Source organism: Wohlfahrtiimonas sp. XWW7 (genome assembly GCF_056716055.1).
The window spans coordinates 1,432,632-1,455,539 of sequence record NZ_CP168032.1; the positions used below are offsets into that span (position 1 = coordinate 1,432,632).

General features: G+C 38.2%; 26 protein-coding genes and 1 pseudogene. 11 read left to right on the top strand and 16 right to left on the bottom strand.

The window, feature by feature from the left end; genetic code table 11:
* Positions 1 to 59 precede the first annotated feature (59 nt).
* The 3 genes from hglS to ACA100_RS06905 all read right to left on the bottom strand — a co-directional run bounded on the left by hglS (position 60) and on the right by ACA100_RS06905 (position 3,790).
* Positions 60 to 1,448 (bottom strand): 2-oxoadipate dioxygenase/decarboxylase HglS, encoded by a 1,389-nt coding sequence (gene hglS / locus ACA100_RS06895; protein ID WP_481076972.1) that lies wholly within the window; start codon positions 1,446 to 1,448, stop codon positions 60 to 62.
* A 30-nt stretch (positions 1,449 to 1,478) separates the two neighbouring features.
* Positions 1,479 to 2,726 (bottom strand): 2-aminoadipate transaminase, encoded by a 1,248-nt coding sequence (locus ACA100_RS06900; protein WP_481076973.1) that lies wholly within the window; start codon positions 2,724 to 2,726, stop codon positions 1,479 to 1,481.
* Between the two features lie 122 nt (positions 2,727 to 2,848).
* A complete protein-coding gene (locus ACA100_RS06905; protein ID WP_481076974.1) occupies positions 2,849 to 3,790 on the bottom strand; it encodes a LysR substrate-binding domain-containing protein in 942 nt (313 codons plus the stop codon).
* Positions 3,791 to 4,062: 272 nt separating this feature from the next.
* Here ACA100_RS06905 and ACA100_RS06910 point away from each other — a divergent pair, with 272 nt between their 5' ends.
* The gene (locus tag ACA100_RS06910) at positions 4,063 to 5,304 is read left to right on the top strand and encodes a dicarboxylate/amino acid:cation symporter (protein WP_481076975.1); all 1,242 of its coding nucleotides are present in this window, start codon (positions 4,063 to 4,065) and stop codon (positions 5,302 to 5,304) included.
* 215 nt (positions 5,305 to 5,519) lie between these two features.
* Complete coding sequence (gene trpF / locus ACA100_RS06915; RefSeq protein ID WP_481076976.1) at positions 5,520 to 6,110, top strand: phosphoribosylanthranilate isomerase; 591 nt, start codon at positions 5,520 to 5,522, stop codon at positions 6,108 to 6,110.
* Here trpF and ACA100_RS06920 read toward each other — a convergent pair.
* Positions 6,073 to 6,747 carry a Dph6-related ATP pyrophosphatase gene (locus ACA100_RS06920; RefSeq protein WP_481076977.1) on the bottom strand — a complete coding sequence of 225 codons (675 nt, stop codon included), beginning with the start codon at positions 6,745 to 6,747 and terminating at the stop codon, positions 6,073 to 6,075. The two genes, trpF and ACA100_RS06920, sit on opposite strands and share 38 nt — an antisense overlap.
* A gap of 84 nt (positions 6,748 to 6,831) precedes the next feature.
* Between ACA100_RS06920 and ACA100_RS06925 the strand changes: the two genes are divergently transcribed.
* On the top strand, positions 6,832 to 7,614 hold the full coding sequence (locus ACA100_RS06925) for an SDR family oxidoreductase (protein ID WP_481076978.1): 783 nt from the start codon (positions 6,832 to 6,834) through the stop codon (positions 7,612 to 7,614).
* A gap of 102 nt (positions 7,615 to 7,716) precedes the next feature.
* Positions 7,717 to 8,145, top strand: coding sequence for a large conductance mechanosensitive channel protein MscL (gene mscL / locus ACA100_RS06930; protein ID WP_481076979.1), 429 nt, complete (start codon positions 7,717 to 7,719; stop codon positions 8,143 to 8,145).
* Between the two features lie 86 nt (positions 8,146 to 8,231).
* Here mscL and ACA100_RS06935 read toward each other — a convergent pair whose 3' ends face one another.
* The 11 genes from ACA100_RS06935 to ACA100_RS06985 all read right to left on the bottom strand — a co-directional run bounded on the left by ACA100_RS06935 (position 8,232) and on the right by ACA100_RS06985 (position 17,319).
* A complete protein-coding gene (locus tag ACA100_RS06935) occupies positions 8,232 to 9,746 on the bottom strand; it encodes a fumarate hydratase (RefSeq protein WP_481076980.1) in 1,515 nt (504 codons plus the stop codon).
* Positions 9,747 to 9,819: 73 nt separating this feature from the next.
* Complete coding sequence (gene ispE, locus ACA100_RS06940) at positions 9,820 to 10,641, bottom strand: 4-(cytidine 5'-diphospho)-2-C-methyl-D-erythritol kinase (protein WP_481076981.1); 822 nt, start codon at positions 10,639 to 10,641, stop codon at positions 9,820 to 9,822.
* 1 nt (position 10,642) lies between these two features.
* Positions 10,643 to 11,197 (bottom strand): lipoprotein insertase outer membrane protein LolB, encoded by a 555-nt coding sequence (gene lolB / locus ACA100_RS06945; protein WP_481076982.1) that lies wholly within the window; start codon positions 11,195 to 11,197, stop codon positions 10,643 to 10,645.
* A gap of 101 nt (positions 11,198 to 11,298) precedes the next feature.
* The gene (locus ACA100_RS06950) at positions 11,299 to 12,729 is read right to left on the bottom strand and encodes an APC family permease (protein ID WP_481076983.1); all 1,431 of its coding nucleotides are present in this window, start codon (positions 12,727 to 12,729) and stop codon (positions 11,299 to 11,301) included.
* Positions 12,730 to 13,013: 284 nt separating this feature from the next.
* Complete coding sequence (locus tag ACA100_RS06955; RefSeq protein WP_481076984.1) at positions 13,014 to 13,673, bottom strand: tetratricopeptide repeat protein; 660 nt, start codon at positions 13,671 to 13,673, stop codon at positions 13,014 to 13,016.
* 169 nt (positions 13,674 to 13,842) lie between these two features.
* Positions 13,843 to 14,193 (bottom strand): hypothetical protein, encoded by a 351-nt coding sequence (locus ACA100_RS06960; RefSeq protein ID WP_481076985.1) that lies wholly within the window; start codon positions 14,191 to 14,193, stop codon positions 13,843 to 13,845.
* A gap of 61 nt (positions 14,194 to 14,254) precedes the next feature.
* Entirely contained in the window at positions 14,255 to 15,151 is an 897-nt protein-coding gene (locus tag ACA100_RS06965) for a tetratricopeptide repeat protein (RefSeq protein ID WP_481076986.1), read from the bottom strand.
* Between the two features lie 24 nt (positions 15,152 to 15,175).
* A complete protein-coding gene (locus ACA100_RS06970) occupies positions 15,176 to 15,757 on the bottom strand; it encodes a Maf family protein (RefSeq protein WP_481076987.1) in 582 nt (193 codons plus the stop codon).
* On the bottom strand, positions 15,757 to 16,575 hold the full coding sequence (kdsA, locus tag ACA100_RS06975; RefSeq protein WP_481076988.1) for a 3-deoxy-8-phosphooctulonate synthase: 819 nt from the start codon (positions 16,573 to 16,575) through the stop codon (positions 15,757 to 15,759). Before kdsA ends, ACA100_RS06970 begins: the two co-directional genes overlap by 1 nt.
* Before the next feature lie 4 nt (positions 16,576 to 16,579).
* Positions 16,580 to 16,975 carry a methylglyoxal synthase gene (locus tag ACA100_RS06980; protein WP_481076989.1) on the bottom strand — a complete coding sequence of 132 codons (396 nt, stop codon included), beginning with the start codon at positions 16,973 to 16,975 and terminating at the stop codon, positions 16,580 to 16,582.
* Positions 16,976 to 16,989: 14 nt separating this feature from the next.
* The gene (locus ACA100_RS06985; protein ID WP_481076990.1) at positions 16,990 to 17,319 is read right to left on the bottom strand and encodes an outer membrane protein assembly factor BamE; all 330 of its coding nucleotides are present in this window, start codon (positions 17,317 to 17,319) and stop codon (positions 16,990 to 16,992) included.
* A gap of 131 nt (positions 17,320 to 17,450) precedes the next feature.
* On the opposite strand from ACA100_RS06985, the gene ACA100_RS06990 reads away from it, so the two are divergent.
* From ACA100_RS06990 to ACA100_RS07005, 4 genes are all read left to right on the top strand, one after another.
* Positions 17,451 to 18,314 carry a ribonuclease D gene (locus tag ACA100_RS06990; protein WP_481076991.1) on the top strand — a complete coding sequence of 288 codons (864 nt, stop codon included), beginning with the start codon at positions 17,451 to 17,453 and terminating at the stop codon, positions 18,312 to 18,314.
* Between the two features lie 15 nt (positions 18,315 to 18,329).
* Positions 18,330 to 18,536, top strand: a complete 207-nt coding sequence (locus ACA100_RS06995) for a YqaE/Pmp3 family membrane protein (protein WP_481076992.1) — start codon at positions 18,330 to 18,332, stop codon at positions 18,534 to 18,536.
* Positions 18,537 to 18,607: 71 nt separating this feature from the next.
* A complete protein-coding gene (locus ACA100_RS07000; RefSeq protein WP_481076993.1) occupies positions 18,608 to 19,120 on the top strand; it encodes a hypothetical protein in 513 nt (170 codons plus the stop codon).
* Positions 19,121 to 19,208: 88 nt separating this feature from the next.
* Entirely contained in the window at positions 19,209 to 19,397 is a 189-nt protein-coding gene (locus ACA100_RS07005) for a YgaP family membrane protein (protein WP_481076994.1), read from the top strand.
* Between the two features lie 74 nt (positions 19,398 to 19,471).
* Here the strand turns inward: ACA100_RS07005 and prfB are convergent.
* A protein-coding gene (prfB, locus tag ACA100_RS07010; protein WP_481076995.1) for a peptide chain release factor 2 occupies positions 19,472 to 20,567 on the bottom strand; the annotation gives its coding sequence in 2 pieces (ribosomal slippage) (positions 19,472 to 20,494 and positions 20,496 to 20,567; 1,095 coding nt in all).
* 125 nt (positions 20,568 to 20,692) lie between these two features.
* Between prfB and ACA100_RS07015 the strand changes: the two genes are divergently transcribed.
* From ACA100_RS07015 to ACA100_RS07025, 3 genes and pseudogenes are all read left to right on the top strand, one after another.
* Positions 20,693 to 21,472: a nucleotidyltransferase domain-containing protein gene (locus tag ACA100_RS07015; protein ID WP_481076996.1), complete on the top strand. Its 780-nt coding sequence runs from the start codon at positions 20,693 to 20,695 to the stop codon at positions 21,470 to 21,472.
* Between the two features lie 2 nt (positions 21,473 to 21,474).
* Positions 21,475 to 22,539, top strand: coding sequence for a DNA polymerase beta superfamily protein (locus ACA100_RS07020; protein ID WP_481076997.1), 1,065 nt, complete (start codon positions 21,475 to 21,477; stop codon positions 22,537 to 22,539).
* A 30-nt stretch (positions 22,540 to 22,569) separates the two neighbouring features.
* Positions 22,570 to 22,875 (top strand): annotated as a pseudogene (locus tag ACA100_RS07025) (zinc-binding dehydrogenase); the annotation flags it as partial.
* Positions 22,876 to 22,908 lie beyond the last annotated feature (33 nt).

Genomic DNA, 22,908 nt, shown 5'->3' on the forward strand with positions numbered 1-22,908 from the left:
GCCACGAAAAAAAGCAAATGGCGGGAGGAACACCATTTGCTTTTTAGCGCATGCGTTAATTAAATCGCAAGTGCTTTTTTACATGCTTCCCACGAACGCGCTTGGGATAAAGCATACAACTCTAATTCATCGATTGTTTTAGAGCCTAAATCTCTCATGAACTCTTCTTGGTTCGAGCTGATTGTATATTCCGCTTGTGCATTATCGCCCAAGTTAGATTGGAAAATACCCGCTGCGCTCACTGGCAAGAAATCTTCATAAACGATTGGTTCATAGCTGATTGCACCAGCTTCGATTAATTCTTCAATCGTTGCATCAGCGGCATATGAACCTGCTTTTGCGATGCCATCTTGCGTTGGATAGTAAGCAAAATAAGCTAATTTATTGTCATGCAACTCTTTGTAGCTATCTGGGAATGCTTGGAAATGCTTTGCCAAAGCTGCACGGTATTGATCAGCATTAGATTCAGACGTTGCACCAATTTCCGCGCGCGTTTGATTCAATAATTGATCATATAATACTCGGCCTTTTGGTGTTAATGCTGCACCGCGCTGTTCGATTTCACCGAAGCGAGCAGTATGATTGCCTGTGCTCTCATCTGCGGCTTGATCTGTGAAGCGTACATTTTCTTGCAATGCCTTAAAGCTTGTTTGACGAAGCAAAATAGGGCATTGACGTGCAGGAGGACCTTCCACAACGGCTTTTGGTGTGATGCCACGTTTTGGCATTAACTCTTGAACCATATCAATATCAACGGTTCTTGGTGTCAAATGGTTAATGTGTGGGCCTTTGAATGCCACAACGTCCGCAATTAAGCGATGTTGATCATGCAATGATTGATATTGTGCTGCTGTGACTGTTGCATCAGAGTGCCAACGGAAAGTTTCTAACACTTCTTGAATGAATGCATCTGCATCCGCTTCATTCAAGCCGCCTTCTTTCTCATTCTTTTCGATCAAGCGCATTGCGCCATCTGTAAAGATGTTACGTTGAGACAAAATTTCTTTGGCTTCTTTTTGTAGATCCGCATCATCAATCAATTCTAGGCGCAATAATGATGTGAATACACGGAATGGGCTCACATTCAAAGAATCTTCATGAATCGCACGGAATGCTGTTGAGTGAACAGGTACGCCCGCTGGTGTTAAGTCATAGTAACCCACTGGGAACATGCCCATCACTGAGAATAAACGGCGCATTGTGTGTAATTCTTGTGCTGTACCTAAACGAATTGCACCGTGGCGCTCTTCATCTAGGCGCTCGATTTCGCCTGTTTGGATTAAATGCTTATTGAGCAATGGATTGTTGTCCAATGTTGTTTTGTTGACATCTGCCACTAATTGCATCAAGTCGCCATACAATGGCACTTCATCACGGTACATGTGGGACATTGCTCTTGAAAATTTAGCCCTAATTAAATCAGGGGAGATAAAATCTGTAGTTGACATGAGTTCCTCCAAATGAACTGCTTAATATTATTATTGGTGAATTGCTTCGGCTAAACATTCGCCTAGGATGTTTAAGCCTTGTTCTAGTGTTTCAGGTTCGATCGTCAGCGGTGCCAATAAACGGATGATGTTTCGGCTTTTACCGCTTGGCATCAATAACAAACCGCGTTCACGTGCGCTTTTTAATACTTTTGCGAGTACTTCTGTGCCTGCTGAACCATCTTGATTCAATAAAGTAATGCCACGCATTGCATCCACGCCAGTTAATGGGCCAACACAAGTTAACCCTTCAGCTTGCCATTGCGCATGATATTTTTCGATTGTTTGAGTGTACTGCTGATTCCATTGAGCTAGTTGTTCAGCATCTGACATGATTTCCATCGTTGCTAATGCCGCTGCACATGCAACAGGATTGCCTGAATATGTACCACCTAAGCTACCTTTAGGAAGATTGTTCATGAGATGTTCTTTACCCATGACAGCGCCCAAAGGCATTCCACCAGCGATACTTTTTGCAAGCAATAATAGATCAGGTTCAATGCCTAAATGTTCAAAGCCAAAGCGTTTGCCTGTGCGCCCAAAGCCTGATTGAATTTCATCCAATACCAATAAAATGCCGTTTTGATCACAGAATTCACGTAAGTATTGTGCGAATTCACGATCAAATAGTTGGAATCCTGCTTCACCTTGAACTGGTTCTACGAAGATACATGCGATGTTTTGAACATCGACTTCTACGCTGAGTAAACGCGCCAATGCTGCTTTTGCATCTGCCGCACTTACGCCAGTATCTTGACTTGGGAAAGGTAAGTGATAAACAGGGCCAGGCAATGGGCCAACACCTTGTTTATAAGGGGCAACTTTACCGTTAAGATTCAATGCGGCCAATGTTCGGCCATGGAAGCCGCCATCAAATGCGATTACGCCCGTGCGTTTAGTTTGTAAGCGCGCGATTTTCAAGGCATTTTCTGTCGCTTCTGCGCCACAATTCGTGAACATTCCCATCATTGGTTGTTCAGTTGGAATGAACTTTGCCAATGCATCCATGGCTTTTTGGTACTGTCCATGTGGCACAGCATTGTAAGCATAATGGGTTAATTTTTGTACCTGCTCTGTAATGGCAGAAACAATTTTAGGATTGCAATGGCCTAAGTTCAAAACGCCAATGCCACCAACGAAATCGATGTAAGCGCGACCACTTTCATCCCATACAGTTGCATTCAAACCGTGAGACAAAGTGATAGGATGCACGATGGATAGTGCGGATGTGATAGACATGTTATTCCTCCAAGTGATAGAACCAGTCACTTTTTCTCTGTTGGAAAAATGTAACTGGGCTATAAGATGGAGCTATCAAATCAAAAATCCGAAAGTGGTTCAAACGAAAAAAAAGCTGTGAATTATTCCTTTTTTTCCGATTCCACCGAATGCATCGTCTGTAAATAGGTTTTTAACCAAGTGATGAATTTTTTAATTCTTGGAATATCAATGGATTGTGCTTCGTATGCTAAATAATAAGCGCCATGGCTATCCAGTTCATAATCCCAAGGAATGATTAAAGTTCCGCGTTCTAATTCATCTTGTGCTAAGAATTTTGGCACTAAAGCGATGCCATAACCCATCTCTGCTGCACGAATGCAAGCAAACCATGTTTCAAATTCTGGGCCTTGATAACAGTGATCAATGGTTGCGCCTTGGCTTGAGAAATATAAAAACCAAGATGCCACACGAGATTGGCATTGTAGAAGAGTGTAATGTTGGAAATCTTCCACTTTTTGAATGGCGCGGCCATTATCTTTAAGAAAATTAGGATGACAAACAGGTACCATCCATTCGTCAAATAGCTTAATGCATTCGATATCTTCCCAAACGCCACCACCAAAAATGAAGGCGACATCAATGCCCGCTGTTGCAAGATCAAAGGGCTGAACATAATCTTTTAAATTCAAATGAATGTTGGGATGAATGTCATAAAACTCTTTGAGTGCTGGGATGAGCCAGCGGGCGCCAAATGTTGGATGTGCCGCTAAACTTAAAATTTCACGATCACCGCCATAAGTCAGCATATGTAGTGTGGAATCTTCGACAATGCCTAGAATTTTTCGCACTTCTGGTAAATATGCAGCACCTGCTGCGGAGAGCTTTAAACGCTTACGAACCCTATAAAATAAATTTGTTTGTAATGTTGCTTCTAATTGTGCCACTTGTTTACTGACAGCACTTTGTGTTAAAAACAGTTCTTCAGCTGCTTGAGTGAAGCTTAAATAGCGCGCGGAGGCTTCAAAACACTGCAAAGAAGCCATAGATGGGATTTGTTTGCGCGGTATTTGTGAAAGGTTCATACATTGTATCCTTAAAAATATAAATCTAGTGTTCAATCCAATATGGAATGAATTAATGCGGAAAGCTCGTTTGCAATTATGACACATTTACTACTAATCTACCCGACTGTATGACCTAGATCAATAAAATAGGTTATGCTAATCAATAATGCTGAAGAGCTTTTATATCAGCATTTTGTCGATTACATCAGTCTTTTCGTAGATAGTATAGTCGACAAAACATAAAAATGTTTTTAGGGAGGTATGTAGTGAAGTTGTTGTGGAATTGGTATATGAGCAAATCTTTTATGCTCAAAATTACAGTAGGTTTTATTCTTGGATTGGTTTTTGGTGTTGTACTAGGCCCACAAAGCTCAATTTTTTCACCGCTCGGTGTTGTGTTTATGAATTTATTGAAAATGATCGTTATTCCGCTCATTTTTTTGTCATTGTTGGTTGCAGTGAATCATTCAAGTCCTACTGAATTAGGGCGCATCGGCGTTAAAGTTTTCCCGATTTATGTTGTGACAACGGCATTGTCTGTCGCCATTGGTATTGTGGTTGCAAAATTTATGAATCCTGGTGCTGGTGTGAAATTAGATACAGGTGCAACCATTTCCGTTCCTGATCGCCCAGGTTTGATTGATACTATCTTGAATATGATCCCAACAAATATTGTGAAGACATTTGCTGATGGCAATATTCTTGCAATTGTATTTGTTGCGATCATCATCGGTATTTCAATGTTGTATATGCGCCATTCAGAGAATGATACCCATAAAGAAATGGGTGATACGCTCATGAAATTTGTAGAATCTGCGAATGAAGTGACGTTGAGAATTTTAAGCGGTATTTTGGAATATGCACCGATTGGTGTGTTTGGTATCACAGCAGCAACGATCGGATCGCAAGGTTTGGATACAGTCATTGCGTTGGGTAAATTTATTTTAACGTCATACATTGGTGTTGGTTTATTAATCATTGTTTTCTACCCAATCATTTTGAAATTGTGTGGCGGTAAAGTGATCCAATTCTATCGTGACATTAAAGATTGTATGCTGACATCATTTGTTACAGCGAGTAGTTTAGGAACATTGCCGATCTCAATTAGAGCTGCAAAAAGAGCGGGCATTGATGAAAGTATTGCCAACTTAACATTGCCAATCGGTGCGACTGTGAATATGAACGGTACAGCATTGCGTTTGGGTGTTGCTGTAATTTTTGCCGCAGAAATCATGGGCATGGAATTGGGCATGGTTGAGCTGGTATCAATCATTTTGATCGGAACATTGACAGCTGTAGGTACAGCAGGTGTTCCTGGTACAGGCTTAATTGCAATGTCTGCGGTATTTGCGCAAGCAGGTTTACCGATTGAAATCGTTGCATTGACAGCAGGTATCAATATTCTTGTGGATATGGTATTTACATTGGGTAACGTCACTGGAGATTTGGTGGCTGCTAAGATTGTGGATCTATCTGAACGACGCAATGCTAAAAAGTTAGGGCTTGAAGAGTCATCTGTAGAACCTTCTTGACATCTTTAAATAAAAGATTATGATCGATTTGTTATTGAAATTATTTTAATTGAAAATATATGAACCAATTTTTTGCGAATTACTATTATTACTACTATCTCCACAAGGCGGGAGATATAGTTGTTCGTGAATAAAAATAGTTCACCCTATATCAAATCAAAGCCCGCTCAAAAGCGGGCTTTTTTTATATCTCGATGATATCCAAAGGAAATGAAATGGCAGCGTTAACACAATTGAAAACATTACGATCGAAAGAATCCATTGTAAGTGGCATCACAAATCGTGCAGATTTAATGGCAGCACATGAAGCAGGTGCGACTTACGCAGGTTTTATCTTTGTGTTAACGTCACCTTATGGCATTGCAATCGAGGATGCAAAAGAGATCGCTAAAGATTCTCCTTTAAAGCATATCGGTATTTTTCAGAATTCGGATTTAGCAGATATTTTGTATGTGGTGAATGAAATTACGCTCGATGCGATTTTATTAAATGGCTGGGAAACACAAGCATTCATCACAAAGCTACGTGAGCAACTGCCTAAATCTATTAAGATCATTAAGATCGCTCATTGGAAAGATGATGCACCAAAAATGAATTATCAGGATGTGGATTTTTACTTATTGGGCGGTCATGTGGGAGAAATTTTAGAGCCTAATTGGTCATTACTCAAAAATATGGATTTGAGTAATGTATTTTTATCAGGTAATTGGAAGGATAGTGGGTTATTGCCTAATATTCAGCAGCAGCCCTTGGGCTTTGAGTTAAATTTTAAGATGTCAATTGCAAAAATGCATTTGTCCCATTAGAGCGAATATCGATGGGTAAGACTTCGATGGGCGATTGAAAAATTGGCCCATCAATGACTAAAGTATGGAATTCACCTGCTTCACCGCAAGGATCAATGCCGCGATCTTCGAGAGTATCAATCATCTCTAATGTCAGCATTTTCCCCAAATCTTCTGTTGTCATGCCTTTAGTTAAATTCACAGAAACGATCATAGCTTGAAAGCCTAATCTCACGAACTCTTCGACAATTTCTCTGCGTGGTCGATTCCATAAAGGCATATATAAATCTAAATCGGCTTTTTGTACGATCTGTTCATGCCACGAGGCATGTTCTGGTACATCAATATCGCCTGTGACTAAAAGATTTGCGCCCATATTTTTAGCATCTGCCAATAATTTTAGATAATTGACTTCATAATCATCCCAGCTCGATTGAGCGCTGAGAATGGGGAGACCTAAAGCATCTGCTTGTTTTTGTGTGATGGACATTGGTACGCCATGAGAACGAGAATGATCACCTTCATCAGATAGCATCATGATTAAGCCAATACATTTACCTTGTTGCAAGGCGTGATAGAGCGCCAAAGTACTGTCTTTACCACCGCTGAAAGATAAAATAAAAGGTGTGTTTGAGTTTTGAGGCCAATGATTGAGCATAGAAAACCTTATGAGTGAAAGAGTGGAGAATTTCCGCTATGATTCATATTATCATTTGATAATTAATGTAACCAAGGAGAGAGTATGGATTTAGGGATTAAAGATCGCTGGGCGATTGTATGCGCGGGTAGTAAAGGTTTAGGAAAAGCTTGTGCAAAAGCTTTAGTGAGCGAAGGCGTGAATGTTGTGATTAATGGCCGCACTGAATCATCATTATTGGCAACACAAAAAGAATTAGAAGCATTACCAAATGCAGGCAAAGTCATTGTTGTGGCAGCAGATATTACAACGCCAGAAGGCCGTGAAAAAGTATTAGCAGCAGCGCCTCAAGTGGATATTTTGATCAATAATGCAGGTGGTCCACCGCCAGGTAATTATTTGGATTGGACAACGGAAGATTGGATGAAGGCATTGAATAATAATATGATCACTGCCATTGAATTAATTAAAGCAGTGACGCCAAAAATGCAAGCGCAAAAATTTGGTCGTATTGTGAACATTACATCGAGTGCCGTGAAAGCACCGATCAGTGTTTTGGGTTTGTCCAATGGTGCACGTTCTGGTTTGACAGGATTTGTTGCGGGTGTTGCACGCACAACTGTGCAAGATAATGTCACCATTAATAATATTTTGCCAGGTGCGTTTGCAACGGATCGCTTAATGCAAACAATGGCGGCAGAAGCTGATAAAAATGGTATTTCTAAAGAAGATGCGATCAGTGGACGTATGCAGAAAATTCCAGCGCAACGCTTTGGCGAGCCTGATGAATTTGGTGCGTTGTGCGCTTATATCTGTAGTGCTCAAGCAGCTTATATCACAGGGCAAAATTTTTTGATTGATGGCGGTGCGTACCCAGGAACATTTTAGTAGGTTTAGCAAATATTAATCACTGTCACTCATTATTCACATTTGTGTACTAATCTGATTACTCCGAATTTTTATCATTATTTATAAATAAGCGAGCAAATTATGTTGAAAGAATTTAAGAAATTTTTATTGCGTGGCAATATTTTAGATTTATCAGTGGGTGTTGTGATTGGTACGGCATTTACAGCGATTGTTAATAAAATTGTAGAGGGTTTATTAACACCAATCATTAGCTTAATTTTCGTTGTGACAACGGGCAAAACATCAGCAGATGATGCATTGGGCAACTTGGTGTTTCAAGTGAAAGGTGTGACATTTAATGTGGGTTCAGTGTTGAGCGCTTTGATTACATTCTTGATCACGGCGATTGTATTATTTGCGATTATGAAAGCTGCGAATAAAATTGTTGCAGCAGCTCATCATGAAGAGAAAGCAAAAGCAGCGGCAGAGCCACCAGCACCACCTGCACCAACATCTGAAGATTACTTAAAAGAAATTCGTGATCTATTAGCAAAACAAGCTGAGAAATAAATTGATTCAGTGCTAAAGAAAAACCAGTTCAATAATGAACTGGTTTTTTGTTGAGATATTGAGATATAGTTAATCAGTAGAATGAGTTACTGAGTAATGACTGGGATTTTCCCGATCTTAGCTTGCCATTTTACAGGCTCAGTTTTGTGAACAGATTGCCCTAAAGTATCAACGGCTACAGTGACAGGCATATCTTCCACTGTGAACTCATAGATTGCTTCCATACCCAAATCTTCAAAGGCTAATACTTTAGAAGCTTTGATTGCTTTAGAAACTAAGTAAGCTGCGCCGCCAACAGCCATGAGATAAACAGCTTTGTTATCTTTGATGGCTTCGATTGCGATATCACCACGTTCTGATTTACCAATCATACCGATTAAGCCAGTAGATTCTAATATTTGACGAGTGAATTTATCCATTCGCGTTGCAGTTGTTGGGCCAGCAGGGCCGACAACTTCATCATTGATTGGATCAACAGGGCCAACGTAATAGATGAAACGATTGGTAAAGTCTACAGGCAGTTGCTCGCCTTTATTCAACATATCCACCATGCGTTTATGTGCTGCATCACGGCCTGTTAGAATTTTACCTGATAACAATAATGTATCACCTGGTTGCCATGTTGCGATTTCTTCTTTTGTGATGGTTTCTAGGTTAACTTTTTTACCCGCAGAACCTGTATTAGTGATCTCAGGCCAAACATCTAAATTGGGTGGCGTTAATACAGCAGGGCCATTGCCATCTAAAGTAAAATGAACATGGCGCGTTGCTGCGCAGTTCGGAATCATCGCAACAGGTAGGTTAGCAGCATGTGTTGGGCATTCTAGAATTTTAATGTCCAATACCGTTGTTAATCCACCCAAACCTTGTGCGCCAATACCTAAAGCATTCACTTTGTCATATAACTCTAAGCGTACTTCTTCTGCGCGAGTTTCTGCACCTTTTGCCATTAAATCTTGAATGTCGATCGGTTCCATCAAGGATTTTTTAGCCATCAACATTGCCTCTTCCGCAGTACCGCCGATGCCGATGCCTAAAATTCCTGGTGGACACCAACCTGCGCCCATTTCAGGTACCATTTTTAGCACCCAATCCACAACAGAATCAGAAGGGTTGAGCATTGCAAATTTACTTTTTGCTTCACTGCCGCCGCCTTTGGCTGCAACATGAATATCGATTTTATCGCCTGGCACTAAATCATAATGGATCACCGCAGGTGTATTATCTTTAGTATTGATGCGTTTACCCATTGGATCAGCGAGAACAGATGCACGTAAAATGTTATCAGGATCAGTATAAGCTTTTGCAACACCTTCATTGATCGCTTGAGTCACATCAAAGCCATCTTCAAATTGTACAGATGTACCGATTTCTACAAATACAGTCACAATGCCAGTATCTTGACAGATAGGACGACGACCTTCAGCGCACATTCTTGAGTTGATGAGGATTTGTGCCATGGCATCTTTAGCGGCTTTCGACTCTTCACGTTCGTAAGCTGCTGTTAAACTTTTAATATAATCTTCTGGATGATAATAGGAAATGAACTGCAAACTATCATGGATCGATTGAACAAGATCTTCACGTTTGATAATGGTCACTATGCGCTCCTTTAGTGAATTGGTGGTAATTATCGTGCGAAATCATACCACAAAAGAGCGCATATAATGAATGTTAACGATGATAGGGCGAGTGATTCAACGTATGGAAAGATCGGTATTGTAGATTTTCTGATGCTAAAAATTGATCTAATTGAATTTGTTGCTCAAATGTAGGCTCGTTAATATAAATGCAAGAACCTGTCCCTGTAATTTTGGGTGCCAATCCTAGAGATGTTAATGTTGCCATATAGTCTTGCATTTTGGGGTAGAGCGCGTAAATTGCAGAAGTACAATCATTCAAATATTCAGGTTGATCTGTCTTTTCTAAGATTGGATTATTTCTGGATAGCTCGGGATATTGGAAAATTTTTTGCGTACTTATGGAAATATTAGGAATGATCAAACCATAAGCTTTTTCTTTCGGTTGCATTGGAATGAATAAATCGCCAATACCTTCTGCCCATGCGCTTTGCCCATAAATAAAGATCGGAACATCTGCACCTAAAGTACGGCCGAGCGCTTGAAGCTTATCAGAGCTGTAATTAAGTTGGTATAGTTCATTGATTGCCATTAATGTGGTAGCCGCATTGGAGCTGCCACCACCTAAACCTGCGCCCATTGGAATACTTTTTTTAAGAGTAATATTTAAGCCCGTTGTAATGCCACTTTCTTTTTGTAACAGACGGATTGCTTTAACAATGAGATCATTCTCTTCTGTAATGAACTCATTGTGATAATCAGCCATAATTTTATTATCATCACGCAGCTCAAAGCCGATTTCATCTTGCAATGAGATGAATTGAAATAATGTCTGCAAATAGTGATAACCATTCGGCTCTTGGCGCACAATGCGAAGGAATAAGTTGATTTTAGCGGGGGATTTAAAAAACTGCATTTTAATATAACCAGTGCTCAACTAATAAACGTAAGCGGACATCACCACGAGTTAATTCAATGCTCTTTGGAATATCACGTTTTTTATATGTCATCCATTTTTTGTATTGGATGTTCCAGCCATCTTCTTTAAAAGCAATCACGCGGTTTTTATCATCACGTTCTATGTTTGTTGCTTTTTCGTTGGGTATCCCAACGATCCAATTTTTCATGCCTGAAATCGGCCAGTCAAAGCCTGTAATTTCAGTGAATAAAGCATCTGGTGATTGGCCTTTGTATGTTTGCTCTTCTGTCACTAATACGCTTTCATTAGGCGTTACTGCAAGATCGATTCTGCCACTACCTAAAGGACCTTGAACAATCAGCTTCAAATCTTCAGGATTTTTTTGAGCCCAATTGAAACTTGCTTGACCACTATTTTCAGGCGCTTTTAATGCGGCACGACCAATGGCAGTATATTTTTCTAAGGGTTTGTTTGGATCAGGAATAGTTGTTGCACAACCTGCTGTAATTGCAACGATTGTGAGTAAGCTTCCAATGCGATTTAAGTTAAGCATGAATGAGTTCTCATGAAGATATAAAAGTGTACAAACTGTAACACAAAAACACCCGCTATTGGGTGCGGGTGTTTGTTTTCCTGGGGGAAAATTTAATGTTATTAGTCTACTCTATGTTCGCGATCCAAAAATGCTTTAGGATATTTTCTAAAACCTTTGGTGACAATTGCTAAGTAGATAATACCTAAAGTTCCCCATACAAGACCAATCTGCAATGCAATGCTTTCGAGGTTGTACCATAAATAACCGATGAAAAGCATACCGAAGAAAGGTAAGATCAAGAAGTTTAAAGTATTTTTAAAGCCATCTCTTTGACCATCTTTAAAGTAACATTGTACGATAACGCACACGTTAACAATGAAGAATGCTGTCAATGCACCGAAGTTAACTAAATGCAAAGCAAAGTCTAAATCGAAGAAACCTGCACTTAGCGATACAATACCAACGATCACAATATTGATAGAAGGCGTTTTGTATTTAGGGTTAATGTAAGAGAATGCTTTTTTAGGGAAGATACCATCACGACCCATAACATACATCATACGAGAAACACCTGTATGTGCTGCTAAACCAGATGCAAATACTGCAAAGATTGCCAACCATAAACCAATGGATTGGAAGAAGGTTGATGCTAAGAATTTACCAATGTGTAAGTTGCCCATTGATTGCTCTGCTGCATATAACAATACTTCAGGCTGGCTTTCATCTGGTGAAACGAAAGTATAACCTTCAAAGAATAACTGCATGAAATACGTGATGAAGATAAAGATCACACCACCAATCAATGTTGTTAAGAAGATTGCTTTGGGGACCGCTTTCGCTGCATCTTTTGCTTCTTCAGATAATGAACTTAAACCATCAAAACCTAGGAACGAGAAACATAAAATTGCAGAACCAGCAGCAACAACACTGATTGACATCTCGGGGCTCACAAATGGTTTTGTGCTTGCTAAAGTTGCAGCGCCAACACCATCAAAATAGAGGCCTTTAATGACTAAAATTATGAAGATAACCATTAACAATAATTGGAAGAATACGATGATGCTGTTAAAGCTTGCCACCATTTCTACACCACGGTAGTTAATATAAGTCATCAATGCTGCCAATGGTACAACATAGAACCAAATATTGATGTCACCAAATTGTGATTTCAAATAGATCGTTGCTAATAAAATGTTGATCATTGGATTGAATAAATAGTCTAACAATGTACACCAACCCACAACGAAACCTACTTTAGGATCAATGGATTTTTGTGTATATGTATAAGCTGAACCTGCAGAAGGATAACGGCGAACCATCTTGCCGTAACTCAGTGCAGTGAACATCATAGCGACTAATGTGATGATATATGCAGTTGGAACATGTCCACCTGTATCTTGACTAACGATACCAAAAGTATCGAACACAGTCATAGGTTGCATATATGCTAAACCGATCATGACAAGCTGCCAAAGCACTAATGTTTTTTGTAAGCTCGCAGAACCGTTATTGGTAACGTTAGGAGATAACGTTTGTTTGTTTGATAACATAAGTTTATTTCCCCCAGCCTTTCCATGGCTTGTTGAAAGAGAGATAAATATGTGCCGAAATTCAAAAGAATTACTGCCCCCTTGTGTGCGAGTTAAATACCCAATATAAACTTAACTCTAAAAAAAAATCCTCATATGAAGATGAGGAATCAGGGGATTTTACAGGAAAAATTTCATTTGGCTACATTTTTTTCTTTTGAATAGTGATAATTTTTATCCATCCCTGATTTTTTGCCTATTTTATCTTGTAGCCATATGATTATCAAAGCCTATCATGTTAAATATTAATATTTTAAAGCGCGTATTTTCTCACAAGCATCTTCAATGCGCTGCTCACAGCCTTTGCTATACCAATAAATTGCCTCGCCTGTATTTCGATGAGTACCACGTCCAATAGAATACCAATGAGCAACGGTTAAAATTGCACGCCAATCATCTGTGTAGGCTAATTTTTTGTACCATTGTAGTTGTTCTTGTGGATCATCATAGTTAATCGCAGCAAGGATTAAAAATGATTCAGGTGTGCCAGAGCGTGCCAATAACTGTTTTGCTTGTCGTTTATTACTGGTCACGCCATCATAACCATTCCATAAAATCATACCACTGTAATAGTTAACGTAAGGCATTAAATATTGATGATTACGGACTTTACTGAAATATTGTAAAGCTTTTTTATGATCCCTTGGAAAAGGGACGCTAGCATGATGATGATAACCAAGATAATAAAGTAAGCCGACATAAAACGCATGCTCAGGATGAGCTTCAGTTGCATAATCAATTAAGTCTTGAGCAGATAAGCGACTGTTATTAACAAGTGTTAAAACATTATTTTCAACAGATGTGTCACGTTTCCAACCTTCCCAAAAATTTGGGTCATCGACATTATGTGCAAACGTTACAATCGGTAGGATAGATATCAGCACTGTTAGTAAGAATTTAACCATAGGTCGGTTCCTTTCTTGAGTACAGTTTCAATACTTTAATTATATGCTGTGCATATGACAAATTTATAACAGCAATTCATAGATATTTGATCTAGATGAAATTAAACGAAAATAATTTATCATTGAATGATCAAAATGATACATGTATGCACATATTATTATATATTGATCAGTTATGTTGGTTTTTTAATAATGATAAGCTAATTGCTAAGGCAAAAGCAATGGAAACGGTATAAATGGGGTAGATTGTTGCTAAACCTAAAAAGAGCAGTGCGATGAGATAGCATATAAAAATGCCAGCGCTGCTCCATAAAACCATTCTATAAAAACGATCATATTTAAAAGCAAATAAAGCCAGCGCGATATTCATTAAGAAGATGTATTTAATGGCTGTGAAAATGGTTGTGATGTCTGTTTGTAGATTGAAAGCTAATACCAATCTACCAGCTTCAAACCAAACTTTAGCAACAAAAGGATAGAGATAAGCAAAGACAGGGAAATATTCTTTATCAATGCTCATTACTAAGCAATGGGCAATAAAGAAGAATATTAGCCCTATCAAAACAACTATGCGAATCGTTTTATTCATTAATCAATTGAGCTTTTAATTGGTTTAATTCAGGATTTAATGGATCCACTTTTAAACCGACATCAACATAATCCAAGGCTGAAAAGTAATCATTTTTACTGAACTCTTTTTTAGCTTGATTTAAGTAGTGGTTGGCTAATTGGCTAATGCCAGAAAGCGCTGCTTGGTTATTAGGATCAATCGCCAATGCCTGATGATAAAACGAAAGTGCAGAACCTTGATAGGGTTCGCTCAATTGTCCTTTTTGCCATGCAACTTTTGCATTTTGAATTGCAGTATTGATTGCAGGATTGTCTGATTGAGCAGGCGCACTATTTTGCGCAGAAGATTCCAATTGTAATGATTCCATATTGAGACCAAACGGCGAATCACCATAGAAATTTTCTGCATTGTGTTCTGCCTCGTCATCTTCTTCGGCCGATGAAATCAAACTTAATGCAGGTAAATCCAAATTAGCTGTCGGATTTTTTTCAGCTTCACTGATCAATTCGATCTCTTCTAAAGTTGGTTTATCTGTCATTGTTGGACGACGAACTGGTGGTTTGTATACAAATGATTCGCGCTCTTCTTCAGATAATGCAGGATTGTAAATGGCTTTACCTAAATCATTGGCTCTGTCAATTGAGTATTTAGGTAAGCCTGTGCGTGTTGTTTCACTGCCCATCATGAAGTAAGCAAAAACTAAGCAGATGGCAAGGAAACATCCTGTGACAAATAAGTTAAAACCTTGAAACCATCCCCAGCCTAAAGAACTTCCATATTTTTTGGATTTCTTTTTCTGGATAACTTCGGCTTCTTTATTCTGTTCATTGACATTTTTGGTCTCAATGGCAACAGATTCTTGATTACCGCTTTCAGGGTCTTTAATGTATTTAAATGATGGTTCCATATTGAATTTGTCTATTGTCAGGATCTATTGAATCGGCGAATGAGCATTATAACCAATTTCTCGTAAAACTTCGGATAATTCAAACAAAGGTAAACCCATAATGCCTGAATAGCTGCCTTCAATTTTTTGGATATATTGTGCCATTAAGCCTTGTATAGCATAGCCGCCAGCTTTGTCACAAGGCTCTTTGGTTGCCCAATAAGTTTCGATGAATGTTTCGGGTAAATGTGCAAATGTTACGGCATTGACATTAGTTTTTACAATGATTTGATCTAAATATTGCACTGCAATGGCAGACAAAACTTGATGTGTTGAGCCAGATAACAGAGACATCATGCGTTGAAAATCATCATAATTTTCGGGTTTGCCTAAAATGATTTGGTCTTTAATCACCGAAGTATCTGCTGTTAAAATCGGATGCTGAGTATTGCTCAGCATTGATTTTGCCATCAACGCTTTAGAATGAGCCATACGTTCAACATATTGATAAGGATCTTCGTGATCTAAAACCGATTCATCAATATCAGTATTGATCACTTGAAAATCAATACCGATTTGTCTCAATAGCTCTTGGCGCCGTGGCGATTTGGATGCAAGTAAAATCATTAGCCTTTAACAATCTCGTCAATGGCTTTTAATTTGATTAACAATGCTTCTAATTCTGATAATTTGATCGCATTTGGGCCATCTGACAATGCTTGATCAGGATCAGGATGCGTTTCCATGAACAAACCGCCCACACCAACAGCAACCGCAGCTTTGGATAACACAGGAACAAATTGACGTTGACCGCCAGAACTTGTGCCTTGTCCGCCTGGTAATTGCACTGAGTGTGTTGCATCGAATACAACAGGGCAGCCGATATCTTTCATCACTTCTAATGAACGCATATCTGAAACTAAATTATTGTAGCCGAAAGAAACACCGCGTTCACAAGCCATGATGTTTTGGTTGCCTGTTGCACGTGCTTTTTCGATCACGTGTTGCATATCCCAAGGTGCTAAGAATTGCCCTTTTTTGATATTGACAGGTTTCATTGTTTTTGCAACATTTTGGATGAAGTTAGTTTGACGGCATAAAAATGCAGGTGTTTGTAATACATCCACAACAGATGCCACTTCATCTAAAGGTGTATCTTCATGCACATCTGTTAATACAGGTACATTTAAATCTGCACGGATTTTCTCAAGAATCGCTAAGCCTTTCTCAATGCCAGGACCACGATAGCTATTGATGGAAGAGCGATTAGCTTTATCAAATGATGACTTATAAATGAAAGGAATGTTGAGTCTTTCACACATCTCTTTTAAACGACCTGCAACTTCAAATGTCATCTCTTCTGATTCGATCACGCATGTACCAGCGATCAAGAAAAAAGGTGTGTCATTGCTAACTGGAGTTTTAAATAGAGGGATATTAACCATTGTATTAACCTTTTTGTGAGTAAACATGAGTGAGACCTGTCATTAATAGGTCCGCTGTACCTTGATTACAAGCCATTGGGATATTATAAAGCGTGGATAAACGAATTAATGCTTTAACATCAACATCATGTGGCATTGGTGTTAATGGGTCTGTAAAGAAAATGAGCAAGCCTAACTCGCCAGTACAGATCAACGAACCTAATTGTTGATCACCGCCCAATGGTCCACTTTTTAAACGTGTTAAATTTAAGTCAGGATAGGCTTCTAAAATTACTTTACCTGTTGTTCCTGTTGCATACAAAGGGAATTGTTTGAAAAATTCGTAGTGAGGTTTCATCCACTCTACCAATTCAGTTTTCTTTTGGTCATGTGCAACTAAACCAATGCCTTTATGAAGCATAACTTCTCCTATGATTATTGAAGTCTTTCAACAGATTGAACGCGATTATTTTTGTCGAATGTTACTTTGACATTTTGTTGAGCTGTTTGTTCACCTGTCGATAATGTGCTCATGAATGTGTAATGCCAAACATTAGGATGGTACGGATCTCTCACTAAAGGTGTACCTAGAATACGTTGCACATCTAAATGTGCCATACCTGGTTTAATCTGCTCTAAACGAGTATCTTCGATTTGATTGCCCTGCAATATTACTGTTTTATGTAAACCTGGCAAATTGGAACAAGCGGAAACTAAGCCTGTCATCAATAATAGACTGCTGATCTGCATTACTCTCTTTTTCATCATCATTTCCATGCAAAGTAAGTCGGTAAATAGTGCTAATTCTATACTAGAACGAATCTTTATAAAAATAATCTTTGTTATTGTGGAATTTACTCTATAATTTCGCCATGTTTTTAAAATAACTGGACAGCATGGCTAGAGAATATCTTTTCATCGATAGTGATGAAGCATTAAAAAACTGGTTGGCCAATCAACAAGATTTAACAGCGATAGCGGTGGATACTGAATTCATGCGTTTTCGTACCTATTTTTCAAAATTATGTTTAATACAATTGGCAACAGATCAAGAAGCGATTTGTATTGATCCCTTAGCAATCACCGATTTTGAGCCATTGTTGGCGATGTTGACGCATCCGAAAATCGTAAAAATTTTCCATTCAGCAAGTCAGGATTTGGAAACAATTTATACAACTTTCAATCTCATTCCTAAGCCAATTTTTGACACACAAATTGCGGAAACAGTTTTGGGTGCAGATCATTTAATGAGCTATCAAGATACTGTGGAAATGCGTTTGAATGTTTTATTAGATAAAGCAGAAACTCGCACAGATTGGGAAAAACGCCCATTGTCACAAAATCAAATTGATTATGCCTACGATGATGTGACATATTTGTATGATCTTTATCTTTTAATGAAAGATAAGATCGAAACGAAAGAAGAACAACGCATGTTCTTTGATAAAACCGAAGCTTTATATATGGTGGAAAAGTACGCACCGAATCCTGACATGGCTTGGATGAAGGTGAAAGCACGCAAAACTTTGCGAGGCAAGCGTTTACAGCTTTTAAAATTGTTGGCAAAGAAAAGGGAAGAGCTTGCCATTGAACACAATATGCCAAAGCGTTGGGTTGTGGATGATGCAGCTTTGATCAGTATGTCGAAAGATTTTAATCAGCCATCGAATGAAAAAACATTGGCATCATACTTTGAAAAGCAACGAATGGCCCCATATTTTCAGCCAGTGATCGATGAGTTTTTATCGAATTATAGTTAAATAAAAGGAGGAGTCATGCGCTTATTATTGGCATTTTTATTGCCTTGGTTACAGTTTTTCACAATCGGTCGCCCAATTGCGGGGATCATTTGTTTAATTTTGCAGTTAACAATCATCGGATGGTTACCTGCGGTGATTTGGTCAGTTTATGCGTTGTCGCAATATTCAACAGATCAAAAAATTAAAAATGCTCAAATGTCAGGTAGGCAATTTAGAGATTAAGGCAGTTGAATGTTTTCATGGAGCATCCTTATAGGATGCTTTGTTTTAGGGCAATCGCAATCGGAGTGACGATGTTAAAAATCTTAGGGCTTTTGGCCATTATGGCGGCAATATCTGCGATTGTTTATCAACTCTTTTTTTCATTCAGAAAAAAGCATATTGGCTCTGGTAATATTTTTTATGTGTGTGCGAATGGCGCTTTTAATGAAGTTTTAGACACTGAAAAAGTTCACCAAGAAAATTTGCAAATTATCACAGCACGATCAACTGAAACAGTGAGCATTATGGATGGGATGATCACGCAAAATATATTGAGTCGAGATAATCATTCTCAGCATCGTATATTGATCAATGGTATGCCAGTTGGGCATTTGAAAGCAGAAACTGCACACGCACTTAAACAAGAGAAAGAAGAGTTAGGTATTCATAGTGGTTTAATTTACTGCAAAGTGAAAATCACAAAAAATCCAAATGGGACAATGCAAGCTGCCATTGATTTACCAGAGATTGATCGTTTAGCTAAGGTTCTATCGAATCGCTCATTTGAGCACAGCGTGGAAAAATTCTCAAAACTTAAATCATAGATTTTCTTTATTTTTCTCAGATGTTTTATGTTATGATATTTTATAAGTTACTTTTAGTAATTTATTCGAGAGAGAGAAGGAGGTTGTTATGAGAAAGAATGTCGGTACGGTTGATATGGTGATCCGTTTTATTATTGGATTATTCCTGTTGAGCTTAATCTTTTGGGGACCAAAAACATTGTGGGGCTTAGTTGGTTTAGTGCCAATTATTGCAGGTGCAATTCGTTTTTGTCCTTTATATACTTTGCTGGGAATTAATACTTGTCAGAAAGATTGATCAGTATTTTTTAGCTTAAAAAAGCTCAATCATTAATAATGATTGAGCTTTTTAATGGATATGAGCCGATGAAATTACAATCCTGATTTCAAACTCGCTTCAATGAAGCCATCGAGATCGCCATCCAATACTGCTTGTGTATTGCCCATTTCGTAACCAGTACGAAGATCTTTAATGCGTGATTGATCCAATACATAAGAGCGGATTTGGCTGCCCCAACCCACATCAGACTTAGAATCTTCCAATGCATCCGAAGCCTCGCGGCGCTTTTGCATTTCAAATTCATATAACTTAGAGCGCAATTGGTTCATTGCCACTTCTTTGTTACGATGCTGAGAGCGATCATTTTGGCACTGTACAACGATATTCGTTGGTAAATGCGTAATACGCACAGCAGATTCAGTTTTGTTAACGTGCTGTCCGCCTGCGCCCGATGCACGATAAACGTCAATCCGCAAATCCGCAGGGTTGATTTCAATGTCCACATTGTCATCAATTTCAGGTGAAATAAACACAGCGCAGAATGATGTATGGCGCTTGTTGTTTGAATCAAATGGAGATTTACGAACTAAACGGTGAATCCCTGTTTCTGTTCTTAACCAACCATAAGCGTGATCGCCTTCAAATTTAATAGTGGCAGATTTTAAGCCTGCAACATCACCAGGAGATTCTTCTAAGATTTCAGTTTTGAAGCCTTTATCTTCGCCCCAACGCAAATACATGCGCATCACCATAGAAGCCCAATCTTGCGCTTCTGTGCCGCCTGCACCCGATTGGATATCCATAAACGCACTTGCGCCATCTAATTCGCCAGAGAACATTCGGCGGAATTCTAACGCTTCAACTTCTTTTTCATACGTTGATAAATCTGATAAAACAACTTCGAGAGAATCGTCGTCATTCTCCATTTCACAGAGCTCTAATAGATCTTTGGCATCGGTTAAGTGGGATGTTAGATCACGAATACCATAAACAATGTTTTCTAGGGAAGAGCGCTCTTTACCGAGCTTTTGTGCATATTCTGGATCATTCCAGATTTCAGGGCTTTCAAGTTCCATAAGAACTTCAGTTAATCGTTCTGACTTTGTATCAAAGTCAAAGATACCCCCTAAGATCGTGCAATCTTGTTAAGAGGTCATCAATTTTTTCGTAATGTAAATTGAGTTCCATTGTGTTTCCTTTTGATGGGTGAAAATTTTGAATCGGTTATTATATGATTAAAAGGCAGTGATATCTTAAAAAAATTCTATAGACTATCTTGCTAATTATAATATTTTTGTGGATTTTTAATAAATATGATGAACATACCTAAAGATGTACAAGTCGTTATCGACAATAAATTAACTGAAATAGAGCAACAAGAAAATATTAGAATACTTTATTCGTGTGAATCAGGTAGTCGTGCTTGGGGATTTCCTTCGCCTGATAGCGATTATGATGTTCGTTTTATTTATATGAGAGAATTGGATAATTACTTATCTTTAATGCCTAAAAAAGATCAGCTTACTTATCCTATTAATGATGAGTTGGATTTTGTGGGGTGGGATGTTGTGAAGCTTTTAAAGTTGATGACAAAATCTAATACAACACCTTTTGAATGGCTACAATCTCCTGTGATTTATAGAGAAGATGAGGTGATCAAAAAGCAGTTGTGGGATTTATGTCAAGAATATTTTGGCCAAAGAGGTAATACATTTCATTATGTAGGCATTGCAGAAAGTGCAATGAGTACAATGAAAAATGAACAAATAGGTATTAAAAAATTATTTTATGTTTTGAGGCCTTTATTGGCAGCAACTTGGTGCATAGAAAAAAATAGAATTGCCCCAATGAATATTTACCCTATGTTAGAGCTTTTGCCAGAAGACTTAAGAGATGAAGTGGTAGCTTTAATTAAGTTAAAAGAAACTGTTCATGAGGGATATTTAATCACAATCGAGCCGAAGTTAAAAAATTGGATCATGACAACTTTTGATGAGTGTCGAGACAAGGCAAGATTGTTAGAAAAAAGCTCTTTGAGTATTGAAAAAGCGGATGACTATTTTAAATCTCTGATTACAGGATATAGATATTAAAAATGGACATTGAGTTTATTAAGAACAATGGTTATTTACTTTTTGAGTGTATCAGCGGAAGTAGGGCATATGGATTAGATACTCTAAAATCAGATACTGATTTAAAAGGTGTTTTTTATCTGCCAAAAGATCAATTTTATGCAGGTCATTACGTTGCACAAATTAATAATGAAACGAATGATGAAGTTTATTATGAATTAGGGCGATTTATAGAGCTCCTTACGAAAAACAATCCTAATATTTTAGAGGTTTTAGCATCGCCAGAGGAATGTATTTTGTATAAACATCCGATTATGAATCATTTATCGTTGGATCTGTTTTTATCTAAACTCTGCAAAGATACTTTTGCAGGCTATGCTACGACACAAATCAAAAAAGCTCGTGGATATAAAAAGAAAATAGTCAATCCTATGGATAAAGAGCGGAAATCATTGATAGATTTTTGTTATATCATCGAACAAGGGCAATCTATTCCTGCAAAAGATTGGCTGTTAGATAAGGATTATCAGCAAAATTTATGCGGATTAAGCGTGATTGATCATGCAAAAGGATTACATGCTTTGTTTTATGATCAAACAAATAGTTATGGTTATAAAGGCATTGCTGAGAATGATAATACTAATGGTGTGTTTATTTCATCCATTCCTAAAAATGAACCATTAGTTGCTTACCTGTATTGGAATCAAGAAGCATATATTCGCTATTGTAAAGAGTACAAAGCATATTGGGATTGGGTTGAGAATAGAAATGAAGATCGTTATCAAACTAATATGGATCATGGAAAAAATTATGATTCGAAAAATATGATGCACACAATTAGGTTATTACAAGTTGCTCAAGAAATTATTAGAGATGGAAAGTTAAATGTTAAACGATCTAATCGTGAAGCATTGTTGAAAATAAAATCAGGCGAAGAAGATTACGATAGACTCATTGAACTATCGGATAATCTCATGAAAAATATCGAGGAATCCCTCACAGCATCACCATTGCAAGATAAGCCAGATCAAATATTGATTGATAATATCTTAATTCAAATGCGAAACAAGCTGTATTCCAACTTGTAAGTAAAGATATATCTTCTTTTTAAGAAACAGGCGGCATCAAAAGTTGCATTCAATCAGTCTGTGGATTCACTCCGCGCAACAGGTAAAGTTATCGCAGTTGGCTTGCCATCAGAAACTATGGATTTAGCGATTGTTAAAACAGTGCTAGATGGTATTGAAGTGATTGGTAGCTTAGTTGGCACGCGCCAAGATTTAGCAGAAGCATTCCAATTCGCAGCAGATGGTTTGGTTGTACCAGTTGTGCAAAAGCGTAAATTGGCTGATGTGAATGCTATCTTTGAAGAAGTGGAAGCAGGTAAAGTCCAAGGCCGAATGGTTGTGGATATGAAAGCTTAATAAGCTTCTGCTTAACCAAAATCCCTTGCGATG